The 20,409-nt window shown below is 56.9% G+C and carries 17 protein-coding genes; 11 read left to right on the forward strand and 6 right to left on the reverse strand.

All coding sequences use genetic code 11. The annotated features are described in order from the left end of the window. Positions 1-92: 92 nt before the first annotated feature. A complete protein-coding gene (locus tag QWJ10_RS01335) occupies positions 93-1,034 on the reverse strand; it encodes a DNA/RNA non-specific endonuclease (protein ID WP_289923765.1) in 942 nt (313 codons plus the stop codon). Between the two features lie 155 nt (positions 1,035-1,189). Here QWJ10_RS01335 and QWJ10_RS01340 point away from each other — a divergent pair, with 155 nt between their 5' ends. From QWJ10_RS01340 to QWJ10_RS01365, 6 genes are all read left to right on the forward strand, one after another. Continuing rightward, on the forward strand, positions 1,190-1,555 hold the full coding sequence (locus QWJ10_RS01340; protein WP_122043261.1) for an ArsC family reductase: 366 nt from the start codon (positions 1,190-1,192) through the stop codon (positions 1,553-1,555). Between the two features lies 1 nt (position 1,556). After that, the gene (locus QWJ10_RS01345; protein ID WP_122043262.1) at positions 1,557-2,183 is read left to right on the forward strand and encodes a LysE family translocator; all 627 of its coding nucleotides are present in this window, start codon (positions 1,557-1,559) and stop codon (positions 2,181-2,183) included. A gap of 26 nt (positions 2,184-2,209) precedes the next feature. Then, entirely contained in the window at positions 2,210-3,250 is a 1,041-nt protein-coding gene (gene dapD, locus QWJ10_RS01350; RefSeq protein ID WP_289923768.1) for a 2,3,4,5-tetrahydropyridine-2,6-dicarboxylate N-succinyltransferase, read from the forward strand. 105 nt (positions 3,251-3,355) lie between these two features. Then, positions 3,356-4,561, forward strand: coding sequence for a cysteine desulfurase (locus QWJ10_RS01355; protein ID WP_289923769.1), 1,206 nt, complete (start codon positions 3,356-3,358; stop codon positions 4,559-4,561). After that, on the forward strand, positions 4,558-4,962 hold the full coding sequence (locus QWJ10_RS01360; RefSeq protein ID WP_197871947.1) for a SufE family protein: 405 nt from the start codon (positions 4,558-4,560) through the stop codon (positions 4,960-4,962). Before QWJ10_RS01355 ends, QWJ10_RS01360 begins: the two co-directional genes overlap by 4 nt. A 56-nt stretch (positions 4,963-5,018) precedes the next feature. Next, positions 5,019-5,975 (forward strand): DUF72 domain-containing protein, encoded by a 957-nt coding sequence (locus tag QWJ10_RS01365; RefSeq protein WP_010797364.1) that lies wholly within the window; start codon positions 5,019-5,021, stop codon positions 5,973-5,975. Here the strand turns inward: QWJ10_RS01365 and tadA are convergent. The 3 genes from tadA to QWJ10_RS01380 all read right to left on the reverse strand — a co-directional run bounded on the left by tadA (position 5,972) and on the right by QWJ10_RS01380 (position 8,973). Next, on the reverse strand, positions 5,972-6,457 hold the full coding sequence (gene tadA / locus QWJ10_RS01370) for a tRNA adenosine(34) deaminase TadA (RefSeq protein WP_125889499.1): 486 nt from the start codon (positions 6,455-6,457) through the stop codon (positions 5,972-5,974). The genes QWJ10_RS01365 and tadA overlap by 4 nt on opposite strands. A gap of 23 nt (positions 6,458-6,480) precedes the next feature. After that, on the reverse strand, positions 6,481-7,851 hold the full coding sequence (locus QWJ10_RS01375) for a multicopper oxidase family protein (protein WP_289923774.1): 1,371 nt from the start codon (positions 7,849-7,851) through the stop codon (positions 6,481-6,483). A gap of 123 nt (positions 7,852-7,974) precedes the next feature. Next, on the reverse strand, positions 7,975-8,973 hold the full coding sequence (locus QWJ10_RS01380) for a LacI family DNA-binding transcriptional regulator (protein ID WP_289923777.1): 999 nt from the start codon (positions 8,971-8,973) through the stop codon (positions 7,975-7,977). 271 nt (positions 8,974-9,244) lie between these two features. Between QWJ10_RS01380 and QWJ10_RS01385 the strand changes: the two genes are divergently transcribed. From QWJ10_RS01385 to QWJ10_RS01400, 4 genes are all read left to right on the forward strand, one after another. Then, positions 9,245-11,029 (forward strand): IlvD/Edd family dehydratase, encoded by a 1,785-nt coding sequence (locus QWJ10_RS01385; protein WP_289923779.1) that lies wholly within the window; start codon positions 9,245-9,247, stop codon positions 11,027-11,029. A 71-nt stretch (positions 11,030-11,100) separates the two neighbouring features. After that, the gene (locus tag QWJ10_RS01390; RefSeq protein ID WP_237719446.1) at positions 11,101-12,261 is read left to right on the forward strand and encodes a fumarylacetoacetate hydrolase family protein; all 1,161 of its coding nucleotides are present in this window, start codon (positions 11,101-11,103) and stop codon (positions 12,259-12,261) included. 168 nt (positions 12,262-12,429) lie between these two features. Then, positions 12,430-14,073, forward strand: a complete 1,644-nt coding sequence (gene xylE, locus QWJ10_RS01395; RefSeq protein WP_289923781.1) for a D-xylose transporter XylE — start codon at positions 12,430-12,432, stop codon at positions 14,071-14,073. Between the two features lie 25 nt (positions 14,074-14,098). Then, complete coding sequence (locus tag QWJ10_RS01400) at positions 14,099-14,869, forward strand: SDR family oxidoreductase (RefSeq protein WP_289923784.1); 771 nt, start codon at positions 14,099-14,101, stop codon at positions 14,867-14,869. A 63-nt stretch (positions 14,870-14,932) separates the two neighbouring features. Here QWJ10_RS01400 and guaA read toward each other — a convergent pair whose 3' ends face one another. Both guaA and guaB read right to left on the reverse strand, forming a co-directional pair. After that, positions 14,933-16,510 (reverse strand): glutamine-hydrolyzing GMP synthase, encoded by a 1,578-nt coding sequence (guaA, locus tag QWJ10_RS01405; RefSeq protein WP_010797356.1) that lies wholly within the window; start codon positions 16,508-16,510, stop codon positions 14,933-14,935. Between the two features lie 99 nt (positions 16,511-16,609). Then, entirely contained in the window at positions 16,610-18,079 is a 1,470-nt protein-coding gene (guaB, locus tag QWJ10_RS01410) for an IMP dehydrogenase (RefSeq protein ID WP_125889351.1), read from the reverse strand. Between the two features lie 279 nt (positions 18,080-18,358). Here guaB and QWJ10_RS01415 point away from each other — a divergent pair, with 279 nt between their 5' ends. Next, positions 18,359-20,368, forward strand: a complete 2,010-nt coding sequence (locus QWJ10_RS01415; protein WP_289924529.1) for a TonB-dependent siderophore receptor — start codon at positions 18,359-18,361, stop codon at positions 20,366-20,368. Positions 20,369-20,409: the final 41 nt, after the last annotated feature.

A 20,409-nucleotide genomic window follows, 5' to 3' on the forward strand; every position in this document is an offset into this window, starting at 1 on the left:
CCTGGCGGGTGAGTTCCTTACCTTGTGTCCGCTTGGCAGAAAACGATTGCAACTCAAGAGGCCAACGTCTTGAGCTGCAAGGCGTTAAGCCATCAAACCCGTATGTCGGCCAATGTGTGAAGCTCAGCCTCGATCCGTGTCCCTGTCATGGCCTCCTCGTTGGAAAAACCGTCGTAACGGGAGAGTGGGCCAAAATTGATACCTGTCAGCTGTTCGATACGACGAACACTGCGCTGATAGGTTCGGAAGCGTCCGAACGCGGCATCCAGCTGTCCCAGCTCGCTAGATTGATCGATCATGTAGGCGGTTGCAGATGGTTTTCCGTCATCGGATAAAAAGACAACTACCTTCCAAAATGCAGACGGGATCAGCACACCTCGATAGCGCCGGTCATCGTCCCGGAAAACCGGCCCGGTAAATACCGTCGCTCGCTCCTTCCAGCGCCGGGTGTTTTCCAGCAGATAGTTCTCCAGATCCAGCCAGTTCTTCTGATTGAAGCCGGCCATCTGCGGAGAGCAGTTGGTGAAATGAAAGGTGTCACGGTTGGCAACTTCCGCCTCATTCCCCCAGTTAGGGTCCTCACGACGAACAAGGTGTCCGCGATCCAGCAGGTTATTGGCGTACAGGTCTTCGCCAATCTGGGCTTCCAGCGGGATACGTCCGTCATAGGACCAGCGATCCTTGCCCCGCTCGACCGAAACGGACTGAGCACCATCGATATTGACGCCAACGTAGAACGCCAGCCGGCGTGACGCCGACATGGTGATAGAGAAATGCATATAGTCGAGCCGATTTTCGGCGGAACCTGAAACAGGCAGCACGTCCCCGGCACGCTCATCGCTCATGGTAGGCCAGGGTACGCTGAATTCACCAAGAAAGTCGGCGGCATATCCTGGGCGCTCGGACAGCGACTCGGCATCAGTGATACGAGGGCCCTGCTGCCTGGCCTCAAGATCAACCGCAGGCGCTGCCTCCTGCGGTGCGAGTCGGCGCATATCGCTCAGTCTGGGTCTGTGGTTCAGGTCGATCGCCATTTCTTCATATTCCTATCGTATAGAGTGCGTAGAGAGCTTAGGCAATGCCTTAGCGCCTTGTTATAGATTGCGTCGATAGGCGCACAGCCCACCTCTACATGGCATACTCTGACATTCCTATTTGGCGATTACTTTACAAGGGTGGGAGGCCAGGAATGCCCGACACGAACGGCACATTGAGCTTGTATGGCATAAAGGCCTGCGACACCATGAAAAAGGCGCGCACATGGCTCGACGAACATGGCGTGACCTATCATTTTCACGACTACAAGGTCAGCGGCATCGACCGGGAAACGCTTTCAACCTGGTGCCGTGAGCTTGGTTGGGAAAAGGTGCTGAACCGCGCCGGCACTACGTTCAGAAAACTGCCTGACGAACAAAAGGCAGATATTGATGAGGCCCGTGCCATCGAGCTCATGTTGGCGCAGCCCTCCATGATCAAGCGTCCTGTACTGGACCTGGGAGAGCGTCGCGTACTAGGCTTCAAGCCGGAACTCTACTCGGCTGAACTGGACCGCTGACATGTCGATTGCCTGGGCACTATTCATACCTTCCTGTTTCGCATTGAACATGGCGCCTGGGCCGAACAATCTGCTGTCCGTCAATAATGCTGCCCGCTTCGGCTTTGCAGCGGCCTGTATCGGCACCTTGGGCCGACTGATTGCCTTTGCCGGCATGATCGCGCTGGCGGGCTCAGGCCTGGCGCTCGTATTGTTGACGTCGGCCTGGCTCTTTACTGCGATCAAGCTTGTAGGTGCGGTGTACCTCATCTGGACTGCCATCCGCTTATGGACTGCCAACACCTCGACGGACGCTCCATCTCCTGACGAAGTCATCAAGGCAGACCTCTGGAAGTTGATGCGTCAGGAGTTTCTGATCGCTGCAGGCAACCCCAAAGCTATTTTGCTGTTTACCGCGTTTCTTCCGCAGTTTGTAGTGGTGGGTGAGCCGCTTGGGCAGCAGTTTACTCAATTGGGCGCAGCGTTTCTGATCATGGAATGCTTCGCCATTGCGATTTACGCCTTCGCCGGAGCACGTCTCGGCCGCCTGTTGGCTGGTGAGCGTGCCAAGCGTCTGTTCAACCGTGGTTGTGCCGCCCTTCTGGGTAGTGCCGGTGTGGGATTACTTCTCAGCCGGCGTCCGGCCTGACCTTATTTGTTTAGAAGGAAAGTTTCATGTCTCAGAATGTGTTCAGCCTGGCCTTTGGTGTCGGCACGCAAAATCGCGACGGCGCCTGGCTCGAAGTCTTCTATGCCCAGCCCCTGTTGAACCCCTCGGCAGAACTGATTGCGGCCATCACGCCGGTTCTCAATTATGCAGGCGGGAACCAAACCATCGCCTTTACGCCGTCTCAGGCGCGCTCTCTGGCCGATGCCTTGCGTGGTGTAGAGAACGCTCAGACTCAGATGGCGCTGCTAACCCGTCTGGCTGAAAGCGCCAAGCCGCTAGTTGCCACGATTCTGGCGGAAGACGCTGCGCCCTCCTCAACGCCTGAGGCGTACCTGAAGCTGCATTTGCTGTCGCATCGCCTGGTCAAGCCGCACGGCCTCAACCTGAGCGGCATCTTTGCCCTGCTGCCGAATGTTGCCTGGACCAATCAGGGTGCCATCGACCTGGCAGAACTGCCTTCCGAGCAACTGGAAGCCCGTCTGCGCGGCAAATTGCTGGAAGTGTTCTCCGTCGATAAATTCCCGAAGATGACCGACTATGTCGTTCCCAGTGGCGTGCGCATCGCCGATACCGCCCGTGTTCGTCTGGGCGCTTATATCGGTGAAGGCACAACCGTCATGCATGAGGGCTTCGTAAACTTCAATGCCGGTACGGCGGGCCCGAACATGGTCGAAGGCCGCGTCTCGGCGGGTGTATTCGTCGGCAAGGGTTCGGATCTGGGCGGCGGCTGCTCCACCATGGGTACTTTGTCTGGCGGCGGCAATATCGTGATCAGCGTTGGCGAGGGCTGCCTGATCGGTGCCAATGCGGGCATCGGCATTCCGCTGGGTGATCGCTGCACAGTGGAATCCGGCCTGTATGTAACAGCGGGCACCAAGGTGATTGTGCTGGATGATCAGAACCAGCAGGTACAGGTGGTCAAGGCGCGCGATCTGGCAGGCCAGAATGATCTTCTGTTCCGCCGCAACTCCCAGACCGGCGCGGTCGAGTGCAAAACCAACAAGAGTGCAATCGAGCTAAACGAAGCCCTGCACGCGCATAACTGAGTCATGGAACCCGGTACCTTGGTACCGGGTCCAGACCTGTAAGTAGGCCGCCCGCCGGCTCACGGCCGGGCGGCTTTTTTTCATCCGTTTCCAAAAGTTGAAGCCATGACCTTGCCCTCCCCCTGGCGCACCGACTTTCCGGCCCTTGCTGCCTTTGAAGAAGACGGCATCACTTATCTGGACACTGCGGCCACAGCGCAAAAGCCCAAGGCTGTACTGGATGCGCTCACAGCGTACTATGCCCGCGGCGCCGCCAATGTTCATCGCGCTCAGCACCGCCCTGGCGAGCGCGCCACCCAGGCCTATGAGTCCGTACGCGACAAGGTGGCCCGCTGGCTAGGCGCTTCCAGTTCTAGGGAAGTCGTGTTTACTCGCGGCACGACGGAAGGGCTCAACCTGATAGCCTACGGGCTTGAGCATCACTTCAAGCCCGGCGATGAAATTGTGGTCAGTGCCCTGGAGCATCATGCCAACCTTCTGCCCTGGCAGCAGTTGGCTCGGCGCCAGGGGGTAGAGTTGATCGTATTGCCGCTTACAGACTCGGGCCATATCGACCTCAATCGAGCCAGTGAACTGATCGGCCCACGCACGCGTCTGGTTGCCATCAGCCAGCTGTCGAACGTATTGGGAACCTGGCAGCCGCTGGCCGAGCTCTCCCGTCTGGCCCACGATCAAGGCGCCTGGTTCGTTGTGGATGGCGCTCAAGGCGTGGTTCATGGCCGCCACAGTCCCAAGGACCTGGGCGCGGATTTCTATGTATTTTCCGGCCATAAGCTCTACGCACCAGAGGCCATAGGGGTACTCTGGGGACATGCCGAGGCCCTGGCAGCTCTTGCGCCCTGGCAGTTTGGTGGCGAGATGGTGCGTAACGCCGATTATGAACACGCTGAGTTTCATTCTGCTCCCATGGGGCTGGAGGCCGGGACACCGCCTGTTGGTGCAGCCATTGGCTTGGGGGCAGCATTGGATTGGCTCAGCGCACAAGACGAGTCATCCATTTTTGGTCATGAGCAGGCGTTGTGCGTGAAGCTACAGGCCGGACTGGCGGCTCGCGAAGGTGTTCGTGTATTGGGCGAGCCGCAGATTGCCCTGGCCAGCGTAGTGGTTGATGGCATACATGTGGCTGATCTTTCCCATATGTTGGCCGAGCAAGGCATTGCCGTGCGGGCGGGCAATCATTGCGCCATGCCGCTGTTCAAGCGCCTGGGCGAGGCAGGCTCGCTGCGGATTTCTCTCGGTCTGTATAGTGACTCAACGGATCTGGAGCGCTTCTTCATGGCGCTGGATAATGCCTTGGAGCTACTACGATGACAGGTTTGACGACTGAGGCGCAGGCTGCGCTGGATGCCTTTTCTTCCGCCAACGGGTGGGAAGCCCGTTCACGCCTCTTGCTGCAGTGGGCGACACGCTTGCCCGATGTTGAAACCCGACGAGACGAAGATCGGGTCTATGGCTGTGAAAGTCAGGTCTGGGTCACTCACAAGCAGGATGGAAAGCAGCATTTCTTTCGAGCGGGCAGCGATTCTCGCATTCTACGTGGCCTGCTGGCTGTACTCTTGGTCCGAGCCAATGGACTGACCCAGGAAGAACTGGCCGTGCTGGATATTCATGACTGGCTGGGCCAACTAGGGCTGGAGCGGCAACTCTCCGCCTCTCGTGGCAATGGCCTACGTGCGGTAGTCGAACGCATGCGAACGCTGGCTGAAGCCTAGCCGAACCCCACTCCCCTCCGCGCAGTCCGAAGAAGAGACGAGTTGAGGAGTTCTCTATGGCTGCGCAGATCCGTATTGGTATTTCCGGCTGGCGCTACGTGCCTTGGCGGGGTGTTTTCTATCCTGAAGGGCTGACTCAAAACAAGGAGCTGCGCTTTGCCTCACGAGCGCTGTCTACAATCGAGATCAATGGCTCCTTCTATTCGCTTCAGCGCCCTCAGAGCTACGCCAGCTGGTATGCAGAAACCGGAGAAAACTTTCTTTTCAGCGTCAAAGGTCCGCGCTACATCACGCATATCCTGCGCCTAAAAGATATCGAAAAAGCGATGGCCAATTTTCTGGCCTCCGGCATCTTTGAGCTCAAGGAGAAACTGGGACCTATCCTCTGGCAGTTTCCAGCTAATTTGAAGTTCGAGCCTGAGCGGTTTGAGGCATTTCTAAAGCTCCTGCCTCAGGACACCCAGACCGCCCAGGCGCTCGCCCTGCATTGTGAGGCGCGCATGGAGGGCCGCTGCAGCCTGAGTATCGATGCCAATCGCCCCTTGCGCCATGCCGTCGAGATCCGGCATGAGAGCTTTATCGACCCCGCTTTTGTCGAACTACTGCGGCGCTATAACGTGGCGCTGGTAATTGCCGACACAGCGGGCAAGTGGCTGTACCGGGAGGATGTCACGGCAGACTTTCTTTATATACGCCTGCACGGTCACGAGCAGCTCTATTCAAGCCGCTACTCGGATGAAGCGCTGCACTATTGGACGTCTCGCATTCAGGCTTGGGCGCAAGGTGGAGAGCCGGACGATGCCCAGCTGATTGACCAGGCACATCGGTTGCCGACACAGGAGAGCCGAGACATCTACTGCTATTTTGATAATGATGCCAATGTCCACGCGCCGTTCGATGCCGACCGGCTCACAGTGGCGCTAGGCCTGAAGGAAAGCCTGGGCAAATGGGATCTAAGCCTGATTGGCGAGGAGGCCAAGCCGAAGCGAAAGAAAAAGGCCAATGCGCCTTAGGATTTACTCCGACGCGCCCGGAAGAAGTCGGTCAGCAAGGCGCCACACTCTTCAGCCAGAAGGCCGCCCTCAACAATAACGCGATGGTTCAGAAAATCCTGCTTGAAGAACTGCCCACGGCTTTCTACCGCACCGGCACGCGGCTCACGTGCACCATATACCAGACGCTGGATCCGGGCGTGCACCAGAAGCCCTGAACACATGCTGCACGGCTCAAGGGTTACATATAAGGTAGTGTCCGGTAGACGATAGTTTTCCAGCGCCAAGGCCGCTGCACGAATGGCCTGCATTTCTGCATGGGCGCTGGGATCATGGCCGGTAATGGGCTGATTGAAGCCGCGTCCAATGATCCGTCCCTCATGAACCAATACCGCACCGACAGGCACCTCACCCAGGGATGCCCCTTCAGCCGCCAAGGCCAGCGCCTCTCGCATGAAAAGCTCATCCTGACTACGGTCAATAATGGGAGGGAAACGGCGCATACGATTCATGACAAGCTCAAACGTCAGCTGACCTCAATGGTCCCCATGAGGCCGGTTTCCATGTGGTCGATCACATGGCAGTGAAGCATCCATTGTCCTGGATTATCGGCCACCAGCGCTACCCGAGCTGTCTCGTTCTTGCCGAGCAGGTAGGTGTCGGTATAGTACGGCGTCACGGGATGCCGATCCGAGCTCAAGACCTTGAAGGTCAGCCCATGCAGATGCACAGGATGGAAATACTGGGCCATGTTACGAAACTCAAGGATGTAACTCTGCCCAAGCTTGAGCTTCGCCAACGCTGGATGCGGGTCCCCTTCCTTATGCTCGCTACCAGCCTGGCCGTTGATCTGCCAGTACATCGCCTTGCCGCAGTACGCCGGGTCGCTGGCCAGAGTCGCTACCCATTCGAAGCGAAAGCTTACGGTTTCCGCGCGTTCAAGGTCCGGCTCGCTGACAGGGTTTGGCGGCAAGGGCCGCGGCCATTCTCCAGGCTGGGCGCCCTGATCGGTAGACCCCAGGGTGGCCAATCGCAGCGGGCCGTTACGCAGGGACACCTCTGTCCCGGCTGCCGGTACCCTATATGCCAGATCGATACGCATACCAGGGCCTAGCAGGTACTCATCGCCAAACGCCCGAGGCTCGATAGGATGGCCGTCCAGCGCGTAAATACGCGCCTCGACATCCGTCAGGTTCAATCGGTAGGTTGCCGTGTTATCCACGTTCAGAATCCGCAAACGCACCACTGCACCCGCGGGCAGATCAATGGTGGGAACGTGCTTTCCGTTTACTGTGGTCAGCCGACCCAGCGTGCCTACGCGAGCCGCCTCTCGAGGAATGCTGAACGCTGTAAAGGCTCCTTGATCATCCACATGCCAGTTCTTCAGGCACAACGTCATGTCGTGCGCAAAGCCGGGCGGCTCACGCTCTTCGACAATGAGCGGTCCTTCCAAGCCTCGCCCCAGTTGCTCACTACTGGCGACATGCGGGTGATACCAATAGGTTCCGGCGTCCGGCGTCTTGAACTGATAAACGAAACTCTCGCCCGGCAGCACTGGTGCCTGCGAGATATACGGTACGCCATCCATCTCGATGGGCAGACGAATGCCATGCCAGTGAATCGTGGTGGGCTGATCGAGATGATTAGTGAAACGGACACGCAGCCACTCGCCTTGCCGCGCCCGGATCTCCTTGCCTGGAAATTGGCCGCCATAGGCTAGCGCAGGCGTGACATGCCCTGGCACCAACTCGACATCCAGCGGCGCCGCGATCAGCTCGTAGTCATATGCTTTGGCCACCTGTGGCCGCCCCAGCCACCAGCGAGCGCCGCCAGCGCCTACCCCTACCACAACCAGACCGGTCAAACCGCCGAGCACCTGGCGCCGCGTGAAAGACATGAAATGCAGTCCCTCGGGAAATTGGAGGAGCGCACAATACACCCGATTTCACTCAAAGATAAGAAGCACTCTCAATTAAGTAAGCGGAGACGCACGCTTTCAGACTGATGGAAGATGAGCGACCTAGGCCCTGGGATCAAGCCGTGTCGTTTCGCGGTGAACGATTTCAAATCCCAGGTCTACATGACGCTCCGGCCTGTCCTGCCCCGCCAGATGAGCGACAAGCAGCTCTGCGGCCTCACAACCGATGCGATAGCGTGGTGTTGCCACAGTCGTAAGCGGCGGAGACGTCCAGGCCGACCCGTTTAGGTCATGGAAGCCCATGATGGCCATGCGGTCGGGAACGGCAATACCCAGGCGGCCGCATTTGAAAACAGCTCCCTGCGCCAAGTCATCATTGCAAAAGAACAGCGCCTCACAATCGGGATGTGTACGGTGCATCCGCTCAAACAGCTCTGCCCCAAGCGCCAGGGAAGAGTTGCTGGTCACAAACAGCTCCCGCTGTGGAGCATATAACCCGGCTTCCTCAAGCGCCTGGCGGCACCCATCCCGACGCCGCAGCGTGCGTGGATCGCCCTGCGCGCCAATGATGCCGATACGTCGATAGCCGCACTCGATCAGATGACGGGCCGCGGCATACCCAGCGGCAAACTGGGAAAACCCTACGCTCCAACAATCGTCCCGCGTCAGGGTTTCGATGGTATGCACCGTTGGAATCTGCTGTTGTTCCAGCAATGCCCATAGCCCGGGCGTATGGTCGATACCCGTCAGGATCACACCATCCGGAGAATGCTGCAGATAGGTACGCAGCAGGTGTTCCTCCTGTTCGAGCGAATAGCCGGTTATGCCGATGAGCAGGTTATATCCATGCCGGTCGAGCCGCTCCTTGATGCCGACCAGGATGTCGACGAACACGCTATTGGTAAGCGAGGGGATCAACACGACAATATTCTGGGAACGTGCCGACGCTAGGGCCATAGCGGCTTGGTTGGGGACGTAGCCCAGCTGGCTGCATGCTTCGAGGATCTTGTCACGCACCGGCACGGCGACCTTTTCCGGCGTCTTGAGCGCTCGGGAAACCGTAATCGAACTCACGCCGACGTGTTCCGCTATGTCCTGCATCGTGACTCGTCTACGAGCCGGTTTCCGGTTTCTCATCATCCATACCGTTATAAGCACAGCTGATTTTAGCGTCAAAAGAGGTCTTTACAAACAAAATGTAGGCGCTAACATCGAGATGTAGGCGCTAACATTCGCTTGATAAAAACAATAGTGGTGAACGCATCATGTCCTTGCCCCTCACACGTCCTTTTCCAGCACAGCGTCTGATACCTGTCATCGCTCCGGAGCGCTCGCTGCGCCCCTTCACCTCTGATCTGAAGAACAACAAAGCATGAGTGAATCCACACAACGCCGACTACGCAGCCAGCAATGGTTTGATGATCCTGCCCATGCCGACATGACCGCGCTTTATGTCGAGCGCTACATGAACTACGGGCTGACCCGTGATGAATTGCAATCGGGTCGACCTATTATCGGGATCGCCCAGACAGGTAGCGACCTGGCCCCCTGCAACCGCCACCATTTGGAACTTGCCCAACGCGTCAAGGCCGGCATTCGCGACGCGGGCGGAATTCCCATGGAGTTTCCGGTGCACCCGCTCGCTGAGCAGAGCCGGCGGCCTACCGCTGCTCTAGATCGAAACCTGGCTTATCTGGGGCTTGTGGAGATTCTGCACGGCTATCCGCTCGATGGCGTGGTGTTAACTACAGGCTGCGACAAAACCACCCCGGCCTGCCTGATGGCAGCCGCCACGACAGATCTTCCTGCCATCGTGCTTTCCGGCGGTCCCATGCTGGACGGCTGGCATAACGGCAAGCGTATCGGCTCCGGAACCGTGCTTTGGCATGCACGCAATCTGTTGTCTGCCGGGACGATCGACTACGAAGGCTTCATGGAAATGACCACGGCGGCCTCCCCGTCCATCGGCCACTGCAACACCATGGGCACGGCCCTCTCCATGAACTCACTGGCCGAGGCGCTCGGCATGTCGCTGCCTGGGTGCGCCAGTATTCCGGCTGCCTACCGCGAGCGTGGCCAGATGGCCTACGTCACAGGCAAGCGCATTGTCGACCTGGTGAAAGAAGAGATCCGTCCTTCGCAGATCATGACGCGAGAGGCATTCGAAAATGCCATCGTGCTGGCTTCGGCCCTAGGGGCTTCCAGCAACTGCCCTCCACATTTGATCGCGATTGCCCGCCACATGGGCATCGATCTGAGCCTGGAAGATTGGCAGCGCTTGGGCGAGGATGTCCCGCTGCTGGTCAATTGCATGCCGGCAGGTGAATACCTGGGTGAAAGCTTCCACCGCGCGGGTGGTGTACCGGCCGTGCTTCACGAACTGGATAAGGCCGGTTTGATCCATCGGTACTGCAGCACCGTCTCCGGCAAAACCATTGGCGAGATTATCACGCAGCATCAGACGCTCGATAACGATGTGATTCGCCCCTGCGAATCGCCCCTCAAGCATCGCGCCGGGTTTATTGTCCTGAGCGGCAATTTTTTCGATAGCGCCATCATGAAGGTCTCGGTTATTGGCGAAGCGTTCCGTCAGACCTATCTGGCCGAGCCAGGCAAGGAGAACACCTTCGAGACGCGTGCGATTGTCTTCGAGGGGCCTGAGGATTATCACGCCCGTATCAACGATCCCAGCCTGGAAATCGATGAGCACTGCATCCTAGTCATTCGCGGTTGCGGCACAGTGGGATACCCCGGCAGCGCCGAGGTGGTCAACATGGCGCCACCTTCAGAGCTGATCCGTCGAGGCATCGATTCACTGCCCTGCATGGGTGACGGACGCCAGAGCGGCACCTCAGCCAGCCCGTCTATTCTCAACATGTCACCCGAAGCAGCTATAGGCGGCGGACTTGCCCTGCTCAGAACAGGGGACCGTCTGAGGGTCGACCTTAATGCACGACGGGTCGAACTGCTGATCGATGAGGATGAACTGGAGCGTCGGCGCGGTGAGGCCTTGCCCAGCATTCCGCCCTCTCAGACCCCCTGGCAGGAGCTCTACCGCAAACTGGTCGGGCAGTTATCGACTGGCGGCTGCCTGGAGCCAGCCACCCTGTATATGCGAGTGATCACCGAAAACGGTGCCCCTCGCCACTCCCATTGACCAAGGAGAACCGCATGTCTTCCTACACGCCTTCACATCCCCTGACGGCGGCCTATCAAGCGCCTGACGACATGGCCGCTGGTACCTGGGTCGGCCGTGTCTGGCTACCCGGCTCCACCGCCGGCCCTGCCGTGGTGCTCGTCAAAGAGCAGGCGGTGTATGACATCAGCACCTCGGTTTCGACCGTATCTGCGTTGATGGAACTGGACAACCCTGCTGCCTATCTTCGTGAGCTGCCGTTGCCAGCGCCCCTGATAGACCTGCCAGGTCTGCTCGCCAATAGCGACAGCCGCGGGCGTGATGAGAGCAAGCCCTGGCTTCTTGCACCGATCGATCTACAGGCTATCAAGGCAGCCGGTGTCACCTTCGCGGCCAGCCTGCTGGAGCGCGTCGTCGAAGAACAGGCCAAGGGCGATCCAGGCAAGGCGGCTGACATCCGCGCCTCATTGACTGAGCGCATCGGCGTTGATCTATCCGACATCGTGCCAGGATCAGATCAGGCAGAAGCGCTACGAAAGGTACTCATCGAGCAGGGCCTATGGTCTCAATATCTGGAAGTAGGTATAGGGCCGGACGCCGAAGTGTTTACTAAGGCCCAGCCTCTTTCAGCGGTAGGTTACGGCTCGGACATTGGTATTCACCCCAAATCCACCTGGAACAACCCAGAGCCTGAGATTGTGCTGGTGGTCTCCAGTACGGGCAAAGTTCAGGGCGCGACCTTGGGCAACGATGTAAACCTCAGGGATTTTGAAGGTCGTAGCGCTCTGCTGCTGTCCAAAGCCAAGGACAATAATGCTTCAACAGCCATCGGCCCTTTCATTCGTCTTTTCGATGAAAGTTACGGCATCGACGATGTGCGCTCGGCAGAGGTTGACTTGCGCATTCACGGCGAAGACGGCTATCTGCTGGAAGGCCACAGCTCCATGCGCCAGATCAGCCGAGACCCACTCGATCTGGTCGCGCAGACGCTTAATGCCAACCACCAGTACCCGGATGGGTTTGTCCTGTTTCTCGGTACCCTATTCGCTCCACGCCAGGATCGCGATCAACCCGGCGGTGGTTTCACCCACAAACTGGGCGATGTGGTCACGATCAGCACATCGCGTCTGGGCACGCTGAGCAACCGGGTCACCACCAGCGACCAAGCTGCCCCGTGGTCCTTTGGCATTCGCTCACTAATGGACAATCTTCAGCGCCGCGGCCTGCCTTTGAGCGTTGTTCCTCTGCAGTGATCCATCAGCCGCCCTGTATTTACCTGAACTGTTCAGCCTGACTGCTCCAGGCTGAACCTGCCTCATTACTCAGCACAATTTTCTGATCCGCAAGGAGGCGGATCGTTGTACTCCAGGGAATCGTTAACAAATACAAAAACCGGCTGCCTCCACAGCCTAGGAGACAACATGAACCGTGCCAAATCCTCTGGATTCTTGGTATTCGTCACTATTGCCGCAGCATTCGGCGGCTTGCTGTTCGGCTACGACACTGCCGTGATTTCCGGTGCTGTAGAACCGATACGGATGCACTTTATTGACCCGTTGTTTCAAGACCCTATGCAGGCCAGTCGGGTCGTCATTGAATTCAAGAACACGCTTTTGCTCAGTACTCTGCTTGTGCTTGCCTTAAGTATCTATTATTTCATGCGGCTTTACGGACGCATTCGTGGCTTAGTGTTTGCTGCGATTGTTTCTGTTATTACGGGCTGGCTGTTCTACAGGCAAGTTTTCATTCTTCCGGATGAAATCACGCCTAATCTCGCCAACTCTATTACTGGATTTACCATTGCATCAGCCTTGCTAGGCTGCGTAATTGGAGGCTTTTTTGCTGGCTATATCAGCCAGCGTCTAGGCCGTCGCAACGGGCTGATTCTAGCCGCCTTGCTTTTTATCGTCTCGGCTATCGGCTCCGCCTTGCCTGAAGTCGTTAACGTATTTGGTATTGAGCACATCAGCGCCTTTAACCTATATAGGATCATAGGCGGAATAGGGGTTGGTATTGCCTCTATGCTTTCGCCTATGTACATCGCTGAAATTGCACCCAGTCACATGCGTGGTCGGCTGGTGTCGTGCAACCAGTTCTGCATCATCTTTGGCATGTTATTGGTGTATTTCGTCAATTACTTCATTGCCCGCGGCCAAACTACGGAATGGCTGAGCCAATACGGCTGGCGATGGATGCTGGGCTCAGAGATCGTACCGGCTTTCGCCTTTATGGCGCTTCTTCTCAAAACGCCTGAAACACCCCGTTATCTCGTCATGAAAGGCCAACCGGGCCGTGCCCTGGAGGTACTTGAACAAATCAACGGCTCTGCCGCAGCACAAACCATTCTTAATGAGATTCGTCTGTCCTTCCAGCAGAGCCACCGTGAAGCGCCCTGGCTCTCTTATGGCGGCGCCCTCATCCTGATTGCCATGCTGCTGTCCATCTTCCAACAGTTTGTGGGCATCAATGTGGTGCTGTACTACGCGCCGGAAATCTTCAAGAACATGGGTAGCCAAGCAGACGTCTCGTTGATCCAGACCATCATTGTTGGCGCAGTCAATCTGATCTTCACGGTTGTTGCCATCGTTTTAGTAGATCGTGTTGGGCGTAAACCCCTGATGATCATCGGCGCGCTTGGAATGGCCGTTAGCATGCTGGGGCTGGGTACAGCGTTCTACCTGCAAAGCCTAGGCATTACTGCCCTGTTGATGATGCTGGTGTACGTAGCCGCCTTTGCAGTTTCCTGGGGGCCTGTGGTGTGGGTTCTGCTTTCGGAGATCTTTCCTAACAGCATTCGAGGCGCCCTTTCTATTGCTGTCGCTACTCAATGGTTAGCCAATCTACTGGTGTCCTGGACGTTCCCCATGATGAACAGCAATGCCTGGTTGACCGACCTTTTCAACCACGGCTTCGCCTATTGGGTATATGGCGCTATGGGCCTGCTGGCCGCTGTATTTGTCTGGCGCTGGGTCCCAGAGACAAAAAACAAAACCCTGGAAGAAATGAATGCTGCCTGGTCACCTCGGACGCCTTCAACATCCGACCTGGTCGCCGAGCGCGCCTAATTCTTGTCCATACAGAGAAATCTAAATGACTCAAGCAACTGCACAGTACCCTAGCCTCAAGGACCGCACCGTTTTCATTACGGGTGGCGGCAGCGGCATCGGTGGTGCCCTGACTCGCGCCTTTCACACACAAGGCGCACACGTCGCCTTTATCGATATCGATGAGCAGGCCAGTCAGCGCCTGATAACTGAGCTGGAGACCGAAACCGGCCAAGCCCCCTGGTTTCGCCGCTGTGATATCCGAGACATCGATAGTCTTCAGGAAGCCATAAGGGACGCAGGACAAGCGTTGGGGCCTATCCGTGTCTTGGTTAACAACGCTGCCAATGATGATCGTCACGATTGGCGCCAAGTGGATACCCAATACTGGGACGACCGCATGGCCATCAACCTTCGCCCCATGTTTTTTGCTATTCAGGCCGCTGCGCCACAGATGATCCAAGCTGGCGGCGGATCGATCATCAACTTTGGCTCCATCAGCGTCCAGCTTGCGCTTGGCGGGCTGGCAGCTTATGTCAGTGCCAAAGCAGCGGTACACGGACTGACACGAACCTTCGCGCGGGATCTGGGCGTCGATGCCATTCGTGTCAATACGGTTGTGCCAGGCTGCATCATGACCGAGCGTCAGCTGGAGAAATGGATCAAGCCGGAAGACGAAGCACGTATTCAGAAACACCAGTGCCTCAAACTGCGCCTGCTTCCTGAGCACGTTGCCCCTACTGTGCTGTTCCTAGCGGCGGATGACAGTGCCCAACTGACGGGGCACGAGTTTCCTGTCGACGGTGGCTGGGGCTGAAGCGGGGCGCCTAAAAGCACAAAGGCCGCCTAGAAAGGCGGCCTTTGTGCTCAATGCGTCAGATCATTCCCACTCGATCGTTGCCGGCGGCTTGCTCGACACGTCGTAGGTCACGCGGGAAATGCCGTCGATCTCGTTGATGATGCGGTTGGAAACCTTTTCCAAAAGCTCATAAGGCAAGTGAGCCCAACGCGCGGTCATGAAGTCGATCGTTTCTACAGCACGCAGGGCTACGACCCAGGCGTAACGGCGGCCATCGCCAACCACACCAACCGACTTGACCGGCTGGAATACTACGAAAGCCTGGCTGACTTTGTGATACCAATCAGCCTTACGCAGTTCGGTGATGAAAATGTCATCCGCGCGACGCAGCAGGTCGGCGTATTCCTTTTTCACTTCACCCAGAATACGCACGCCCAGACCCGGGCCGGGGAAAGGATGGCGGTACACCATGTCATAGGGCAGACCCAGTTCCAGGCCAATCTTGCGGACCTCATCCTTGAACAGCTCACGTAGCGGCTCGACAAGCTTCAGGTTCATCTCTTCCGGCAGGCCACCCACGTTGTGGTGGGACTTGATCACGTGCGCCTTGCCCGTCTTGGCGCCAGCAGACTCAATGACGTCCGGATAGATAGTGCCCTGTGCCAGAAACTTGATGTTTGGCAGCTTGCTGGCTTCTGCATCGAACACGTCGATAAAGGTGCGGCCAATGATCTTGCGCTTCTTCTCTGGATCGGCTTCGCCTTCCAGATTGGTCAGGAAGCGGTGCTCGGCATCGGCACGAATGACCTTCACGCCCATGTTCTCGGCAAACATGGCCATGACCTGATCGCCCTCGTGCAGGCGCAGCAGGCCGTTATCGACAAAGACACAGGTCAGCTGATCACCGATAGCCTTGTGCAACAGCGCCGCGACCACAGAAGAATCCACACCGCCGGACAACCCCAGCAGCACGTTGGCGCTGCCTACTTGGGCACGAACCTGGGCAATGGCGTCTTCAACGATATTGGAAGGTGTCCACAGTGCCTTGCACTGGCAGATATCCAACAGGAAGCGCGACAGGATACGGCCGCCCTGCTTGGTATGAGTCACTTCCGGATGGAACTGCACGCCATACCAGCCGCGCTTTTCGTCACCCATGGCTGCAATGGCGCAGCTTGGAGTGCTGGCAACGATATGGAAACCTTCCGGCAGGTTGGACACCTTGTCGCCATGGCTCATCCAAACATCCAGACCGAGGACACCATCGTCGTCGATATGGTCTTCGATACCGTCAAGCAAGCGGCTCTTGCCGACTACATCGACTTTAGCATAACCAAACTCGCGAACGTTGGAGCCTTCGACTCTGCCGCCCAGCTGCTCGGCCATGGTTTGCATGCCATAGCAAATGCCTAGCAGCGGAACACCCAGCTCAAATACGGCCTTGGGTGCGCGAGGGCTGTTGGCTTCGTGTACCGATTCCGGTCCGCCGGCAAGGATGATACCGCGAGGGGCAAAGGCACGGATGTCGGCGTCATCCATGTCGAAGGGATGGAGTTCGCAGTAAACACCGAGCTCACGCACACGGCGTGCGATTAACTGGGTGTACTGGGAACCGAAGTCGAGAATCAGAATACGGTGAGCGTGGATGTCTTGGGACATGGCCATTTCTCATGAGCGGTAAGAACAGACGATTCGGGGCCGTCTAAGACAGCCCCGAATCTCAACATAAAACACCCAGCGAACCTATCGTCGCGGCAATCAGCCTACGCGGTAGTTGGGCGCTTCTTTCGTAATTTGCACATCGTGTACATGGGATTCCGCCATGCCGGCGCCGGTGATGCGAACGAATTGAGGCTTGGTACGCATCTCCTCGATCGTGGCGCAGCCGGTGTAACCCATGGAGGCACGCAGGCCACCCATCAATTGATGAATGATAGCGGCTAACGGACCTTTGTACGGTACGCGACCTTCAATGCCTTCCGGTACCAGCTTTTCAGCACCGGACGCGGAGTCCTGGAAATAACGGTCGCTGGAACCCTGGCTCTGCGACATCGCACCCAGCGAGCCCATGCCACGGTAGGACTTGTAGGAGCGGCCCTGGAACAGCTCGACCTCGCCCGGCGCCTCTTCGGTACCAGCGAACATGGAGCCCATCATGACACAGTAACCGCCCGCCACAATGGCCTTGGACAGGTCACCGGAGAAACGGATGCCACCGTCAGCGATCAACGGAACACCTGTACCTTCCAGCGCAGCGGCAACGTTGGCAATGGCGGAGATCTGTGGAACCCCCACACCGGCCACGATACGCGTGGTGCAGATGGAGCCCGGGCCGATACCGACCTTGACGGCATCGGCGCCTGCATCAGCCAGTGCCTTGGCCGCTTCGCCGGTCGCGATGTTGCCACCGATGACCTGAACCTGCGGATAGGTTTCCTTGACCCAGCGTACACGCTCGATCACACCCTTGGAGTGACCGTGAGCGGTATCGACCACAATAACGTCAACGCCGGCAGCAACCAGCGCAGCCACACGCTCAGGCGTCTCGGCGCCAGTACCGACGGCAGCGCCGACACGCAGGCTGCCCGCTTCGTCCTTGCTGGCGTTCGGATAGGCCTTGGCTTTTTCGATGTCCTTGACGGTCATCATGCCTTTCAAATTGAAGGCCTCATCGACGATCAGGACCTTTTCCAGACGGTGCTTGTGCAAGAGCTCGCGCACTTCCTGCTTGTTGGCACCTTCGCGAACGGTAACGAGACGCTCCTTGGGCGTCATTACATCGCGTACCGGAATATCGAGGCGGTTTTCAAAGCGCACATCACGGGAGGTGACGATACCGACCAGATCACCGTTGGCCAGGACCGGTACACCCGAGATGTTGTGCTGACGCGTCAGGTCGAACAGGTCGCGGACGGTTGCGCTGGCATCGATCGTGATCGGGTCCTTTACAACACCGGCCTCGAAGCGCTTGACCTTGCGGACTTCAGCAGCTTGCTGCTCGATTGTCATGTTCTTGTGGATGATTCCGATACCGCCTTCCTGGGCCATGGCAATGGCGAGACGGGACTCGGTTACGGTATCCATCGCAGCGGATACCAGGGGAATGTTCAACTCGATACCGCGCGTGAGGCGGGTCTTCAGGCTGACGTCTTTTGGCAAGACATCGGAATAACCGGGAATCAGGAGAACGTCGTCGAAAGTCAGGGCTTCTTGGCTGATGCGCAGCATGGCAGGGGCTCCCGGGCGGGAAAAATAAGAAGCGCGACATTATACCTGTCCTAGAGGAAAGCCTCAACGTAGGCATGAAAGTTGCCGCTCCGTTTACATGGGAAACAATATCAAATTAGAATAATTATCATTACCAAATCATGAGTGCCTATCTTGAAAGCCTCGCCTCGCCCCTTCGGCCATGTCCGGCAAATACCTTTTCTTCTCTCCCTGCTTGCCGGTTGTATCGCTGCGTACACCCTACCCGCCCAGGCGGAAGACCGCGTCGACCTGTCTACCATGGAAATTCAGGCAGATATGCCTCAGGTAGAAGACGGCTATACAGCCAAGCGCACCAGCACGGCGAGCAAAAGTGATGTGCCCATTAAGGAAGAAGCACAATCGATCAATGTAGTAACACCGCAGACAATCCAGGACTATCACGTGCGTTCCCTGGATGATGCGTTGAAATTTATCAGTGGAGTCAGTCAGGGTAATACGTTGGGCAATACCAAAGACTCGGTAGTCAAACGCGGATTTGGTACTAATGATGATGGATCTATTTTGCGCGACGGGATTCGCTCGGTGGTATCTCATAACATGAGTGCGACGACTGACCGTATCGAGATACTCAAGGGGCCCGCCTCCCTGCTTTATGGCGCCCTGGAGCCTGGAGGGTTGATCAATGTGATTAGTAAGCAGCCCGAATACATGCAGAGCACAACACTTAGCGGCTCGGCCTATAGCGAGGGCGGCGGTAGTTTGGAGCTTGATACAACTGGTCCGATAGGCGATACAGGGTTAGCCTACCGTCTGATTGCCGAGCGGCAAAGCGAGGATTACTGGCGTAACTATGGTATCAACCAGCATACACTCATAGCTCCCTCGCTGAGTTGGACCGGTGAACGCGCCAGTGTAACGCTGGCCTATGAATATAACGACTATACGAGCCCGTTTGACCGCGGCACCGTGTTTGTTGACGGTCATCCAGCAGATGTGAGCTATAGCAAACGTCTAGACGAAAAGTGGGCCAAAACTATAGGTATCAGCGAAACCGTTACTGCACGCTTTGAATATCAACTTAGCGACGACTGGAAAACGCGCCTGACATACGGTTGGAATAATGATCGCTATAGCCTAGCTATTGCGCAACCTAGCTCCCTCTCAAGCACAGGAACTTTACGCCGCCAGGCCAATGGTGGCCATTACGATTATGAGAGCCGCTATAGCAGTTTGGATTTTATCGGCCATCAAGATGTTCTGGGGCAACGTCATGATCTGTTGATTGGCGCAGAGCAGGAAAACTCCGATAAATACCGAGGTAAATCCTACCGCAATACGGCGCAGAGTGGATTCAATATCTACAACCCTACCTATGGCAGCCTGGCGGAGCCCAGCGTAGTCAGTACATCCACCAGCAACCTATCCAATGAGCTGACGTCTACATCGTTCTATTTCAAGGACAACTGGCATCTGAACGAGCATTGGATACTGCTACTGGGCGGACGCTATCAACATTATGATCAATATAGTGCCCAGGGTCTTGGAGCCAGTCGCACGGTCAACCGTGACGATAACGGTGATACCTTTCTGCCCTTTGCAGGCGTGGTATTCAACGTCAATGAAGCGCTATCACTGTACGGCAACTATAGTCGCTCTTTTGTCCCTAACGACACGGTAGACGATACTGGGCGGACCTTCGATCCCGAAGAAGGCCGTAGTTATGAGGTGGGGGCAAAATACGATATTGCGCCAGGTCTTTATGCCAATCTAGCGCTATTCGATATTGAAAAGAAAAATGTCGTTACTACCACGACTGTTGGCGGCGAGAGTGTTTCTGATGCTGCCGGCAAAGTAGGCTCACAAGGAATTGAACTGGATATAACGGGGCGGATCGCCGAGCGCTGGGATATGATCGCCACTTACGCCTACACCCATACTGAAATCCTTGATGATCCTGATAACGAAGGAAATCGCCTAAGCCAAGCGCCTAAGCATACGGCCAGCTTATATTTAACCCACCATCTGAACGTGCCCTCTGGCCTTGGTAGCTGGCATGCTGGTGCAGGTCTGCGTTACATCGGTGAACGCGCTGGTGACAATGCCAACAGTTACTGGATGAGTAGCTACACTATATCCGATGCCTTCCTACGCTGGGACTTGCCTGTGCATGGCTATAAAGCCAAGCTGCAACTCAACGTCGACAATCTGTTTGACAAGCATTACTACCCCTCCAGCACCGGTAGCGCATTGCAGGTCAATGTGGGCGAGCCTCGTACAGCGCGCCTGAGTGCCAGCGTGACCTTCTGAGGGCATCAGATTATCCGTCTGGGCACCCTGCCCAGACGGCC

This window comes from Pseudomonas sp. WAC2 (assembly GCF_030403525.1).
In the GTDB taxonomy this organism is placed as follows: domain Bacteria; phylum Pseudomonadota; class Gammaproteobacteria; order Pseudomonadales; family Pseudomonadaceae; genus Chryseomonas; species Chryseomonas luteola.

Excerpts from the sequence above, each read along its gene's own strand:
- dapD (WP_289923768.1), top strand. The coding sequence starts at position 2,210 with ATGTCTCAGAATGTGTTCAGCCTGGCCTTTGGTGTCGGCACGCAAAAT.
- QWJ10_RS01380 (WP_289923777.1), bottom strand. The coding sequence starts at position 8,973 with ATGCAGGACATAGCGGAACACGTCGGCGTGAGTTCGATTACGGTTTCC.
- xylE (WP_289923781.1), top strand. The coding sequence starts at position 12,430 with ATGAACCGTGCCAAATCCTCTGGATTCTTGGTATTCGTCACTATTGCC.
- QWJ10_RS01340 (WP_122043261.1), top strand. The coding sequence starts at position 1,190 with ATGCCCGACACGAACGGCACATTGAGCTTGTATGGCATAAAGGCCTGC.
- QWJ10_RS01400 (WP_289923784.1), top strand. The coding sequence starts at position 14,099 with ATGACTCAAGCAACTGCACAGTACCCTAGCCTCAAGGACCGCACCGTT.
- QWJ10_RS01355 (WP_289923769.1), top strand. The coding sequence starts at position 3,356 with ATGACCTTGCCCTCCCCCTGGCGCACCGACTTTCCGGCCCTTGCTGCC.
- QWJ10_RS01390 (WP_237719446.1), top strand. The coding sequence starts at position 11,101 with ATGGCCGCTGGTACCTGGGTCGGCCGTGTCTGGCTACCCGGCTCCACC.
- QWJ10_RS01415 (WP_289924529.1), top strand. The coding sequence starts at position 18,359 with ATGGAAATTCAGGCAGATATGCCTCAGGTAGAAGACGGCTATACAGCC.
- QWJ10_RS01360 (WP_197871947.1), top strand. The coding sequence starts at position 4,558 with ATGACAGGTTTGACGACTGAGGCGCAGGCTGCGCTGGATGCCTTTTCT.
- guaB (WP_125889351.1), bottom strand. The coding sequence starts at position 18,079 with ATGCTGCGCATCAGCCAAGAAGCCCTGACTTTCGACGACGTTCTCCTG.
- QWJ10_RS01365 (WP_010797364.1), top strand. The coding sequence starts at position 5,019 with ATGGCTGCGCAGATCCGTATTGGTATTTCCGGCTGGCGCTACGTGCCT.
- QWJ10_RS01385 (WP_289923779.1), top strand. The coding sequence starts at position 9,245 with ATGAGTGAATCCACACAACGCCGACTACGCAGCCAGCAATGGTTTGAT.
- guaA (WP_010797356.1), bottom strand. The coding sequence starts at position 16,510 with ATGTCCCAAGACATCCACGCTCACCGTATTCTGATTCTCGACTTCGGT.
- QWJ10_RS01375 (WP_289923774.1), bottom strand. The coding sequence starts at position 7,851 with ATGTCTTTCACGCGGCGCCAGGTGCTCGGCGGTTTGACCGGTCTGGTT.
- QWJ10_RS01335 (WP_289923765.1), bottom strand. The coding sequence starts at position 1,034 with ATGGCGATCGACCTGAACCACAGACCCAGACTGAGCGATATGCGCCGA.
- tadA (WP_125889499.1), bottom strand. The coding sequence starts at position 6,457 with ATGCGCCGTTTCCCTCCCATTATTGACCGTAGTCAGGATGAGCTTTTC.
- QWJ10_RS01345 (WP_122043262.1), top strand. The coding sequence starts at position 1,557 with ATGTCGATTGCCTGGGCACTATTCATACCTTCCTGTTTCGCATTGAAC.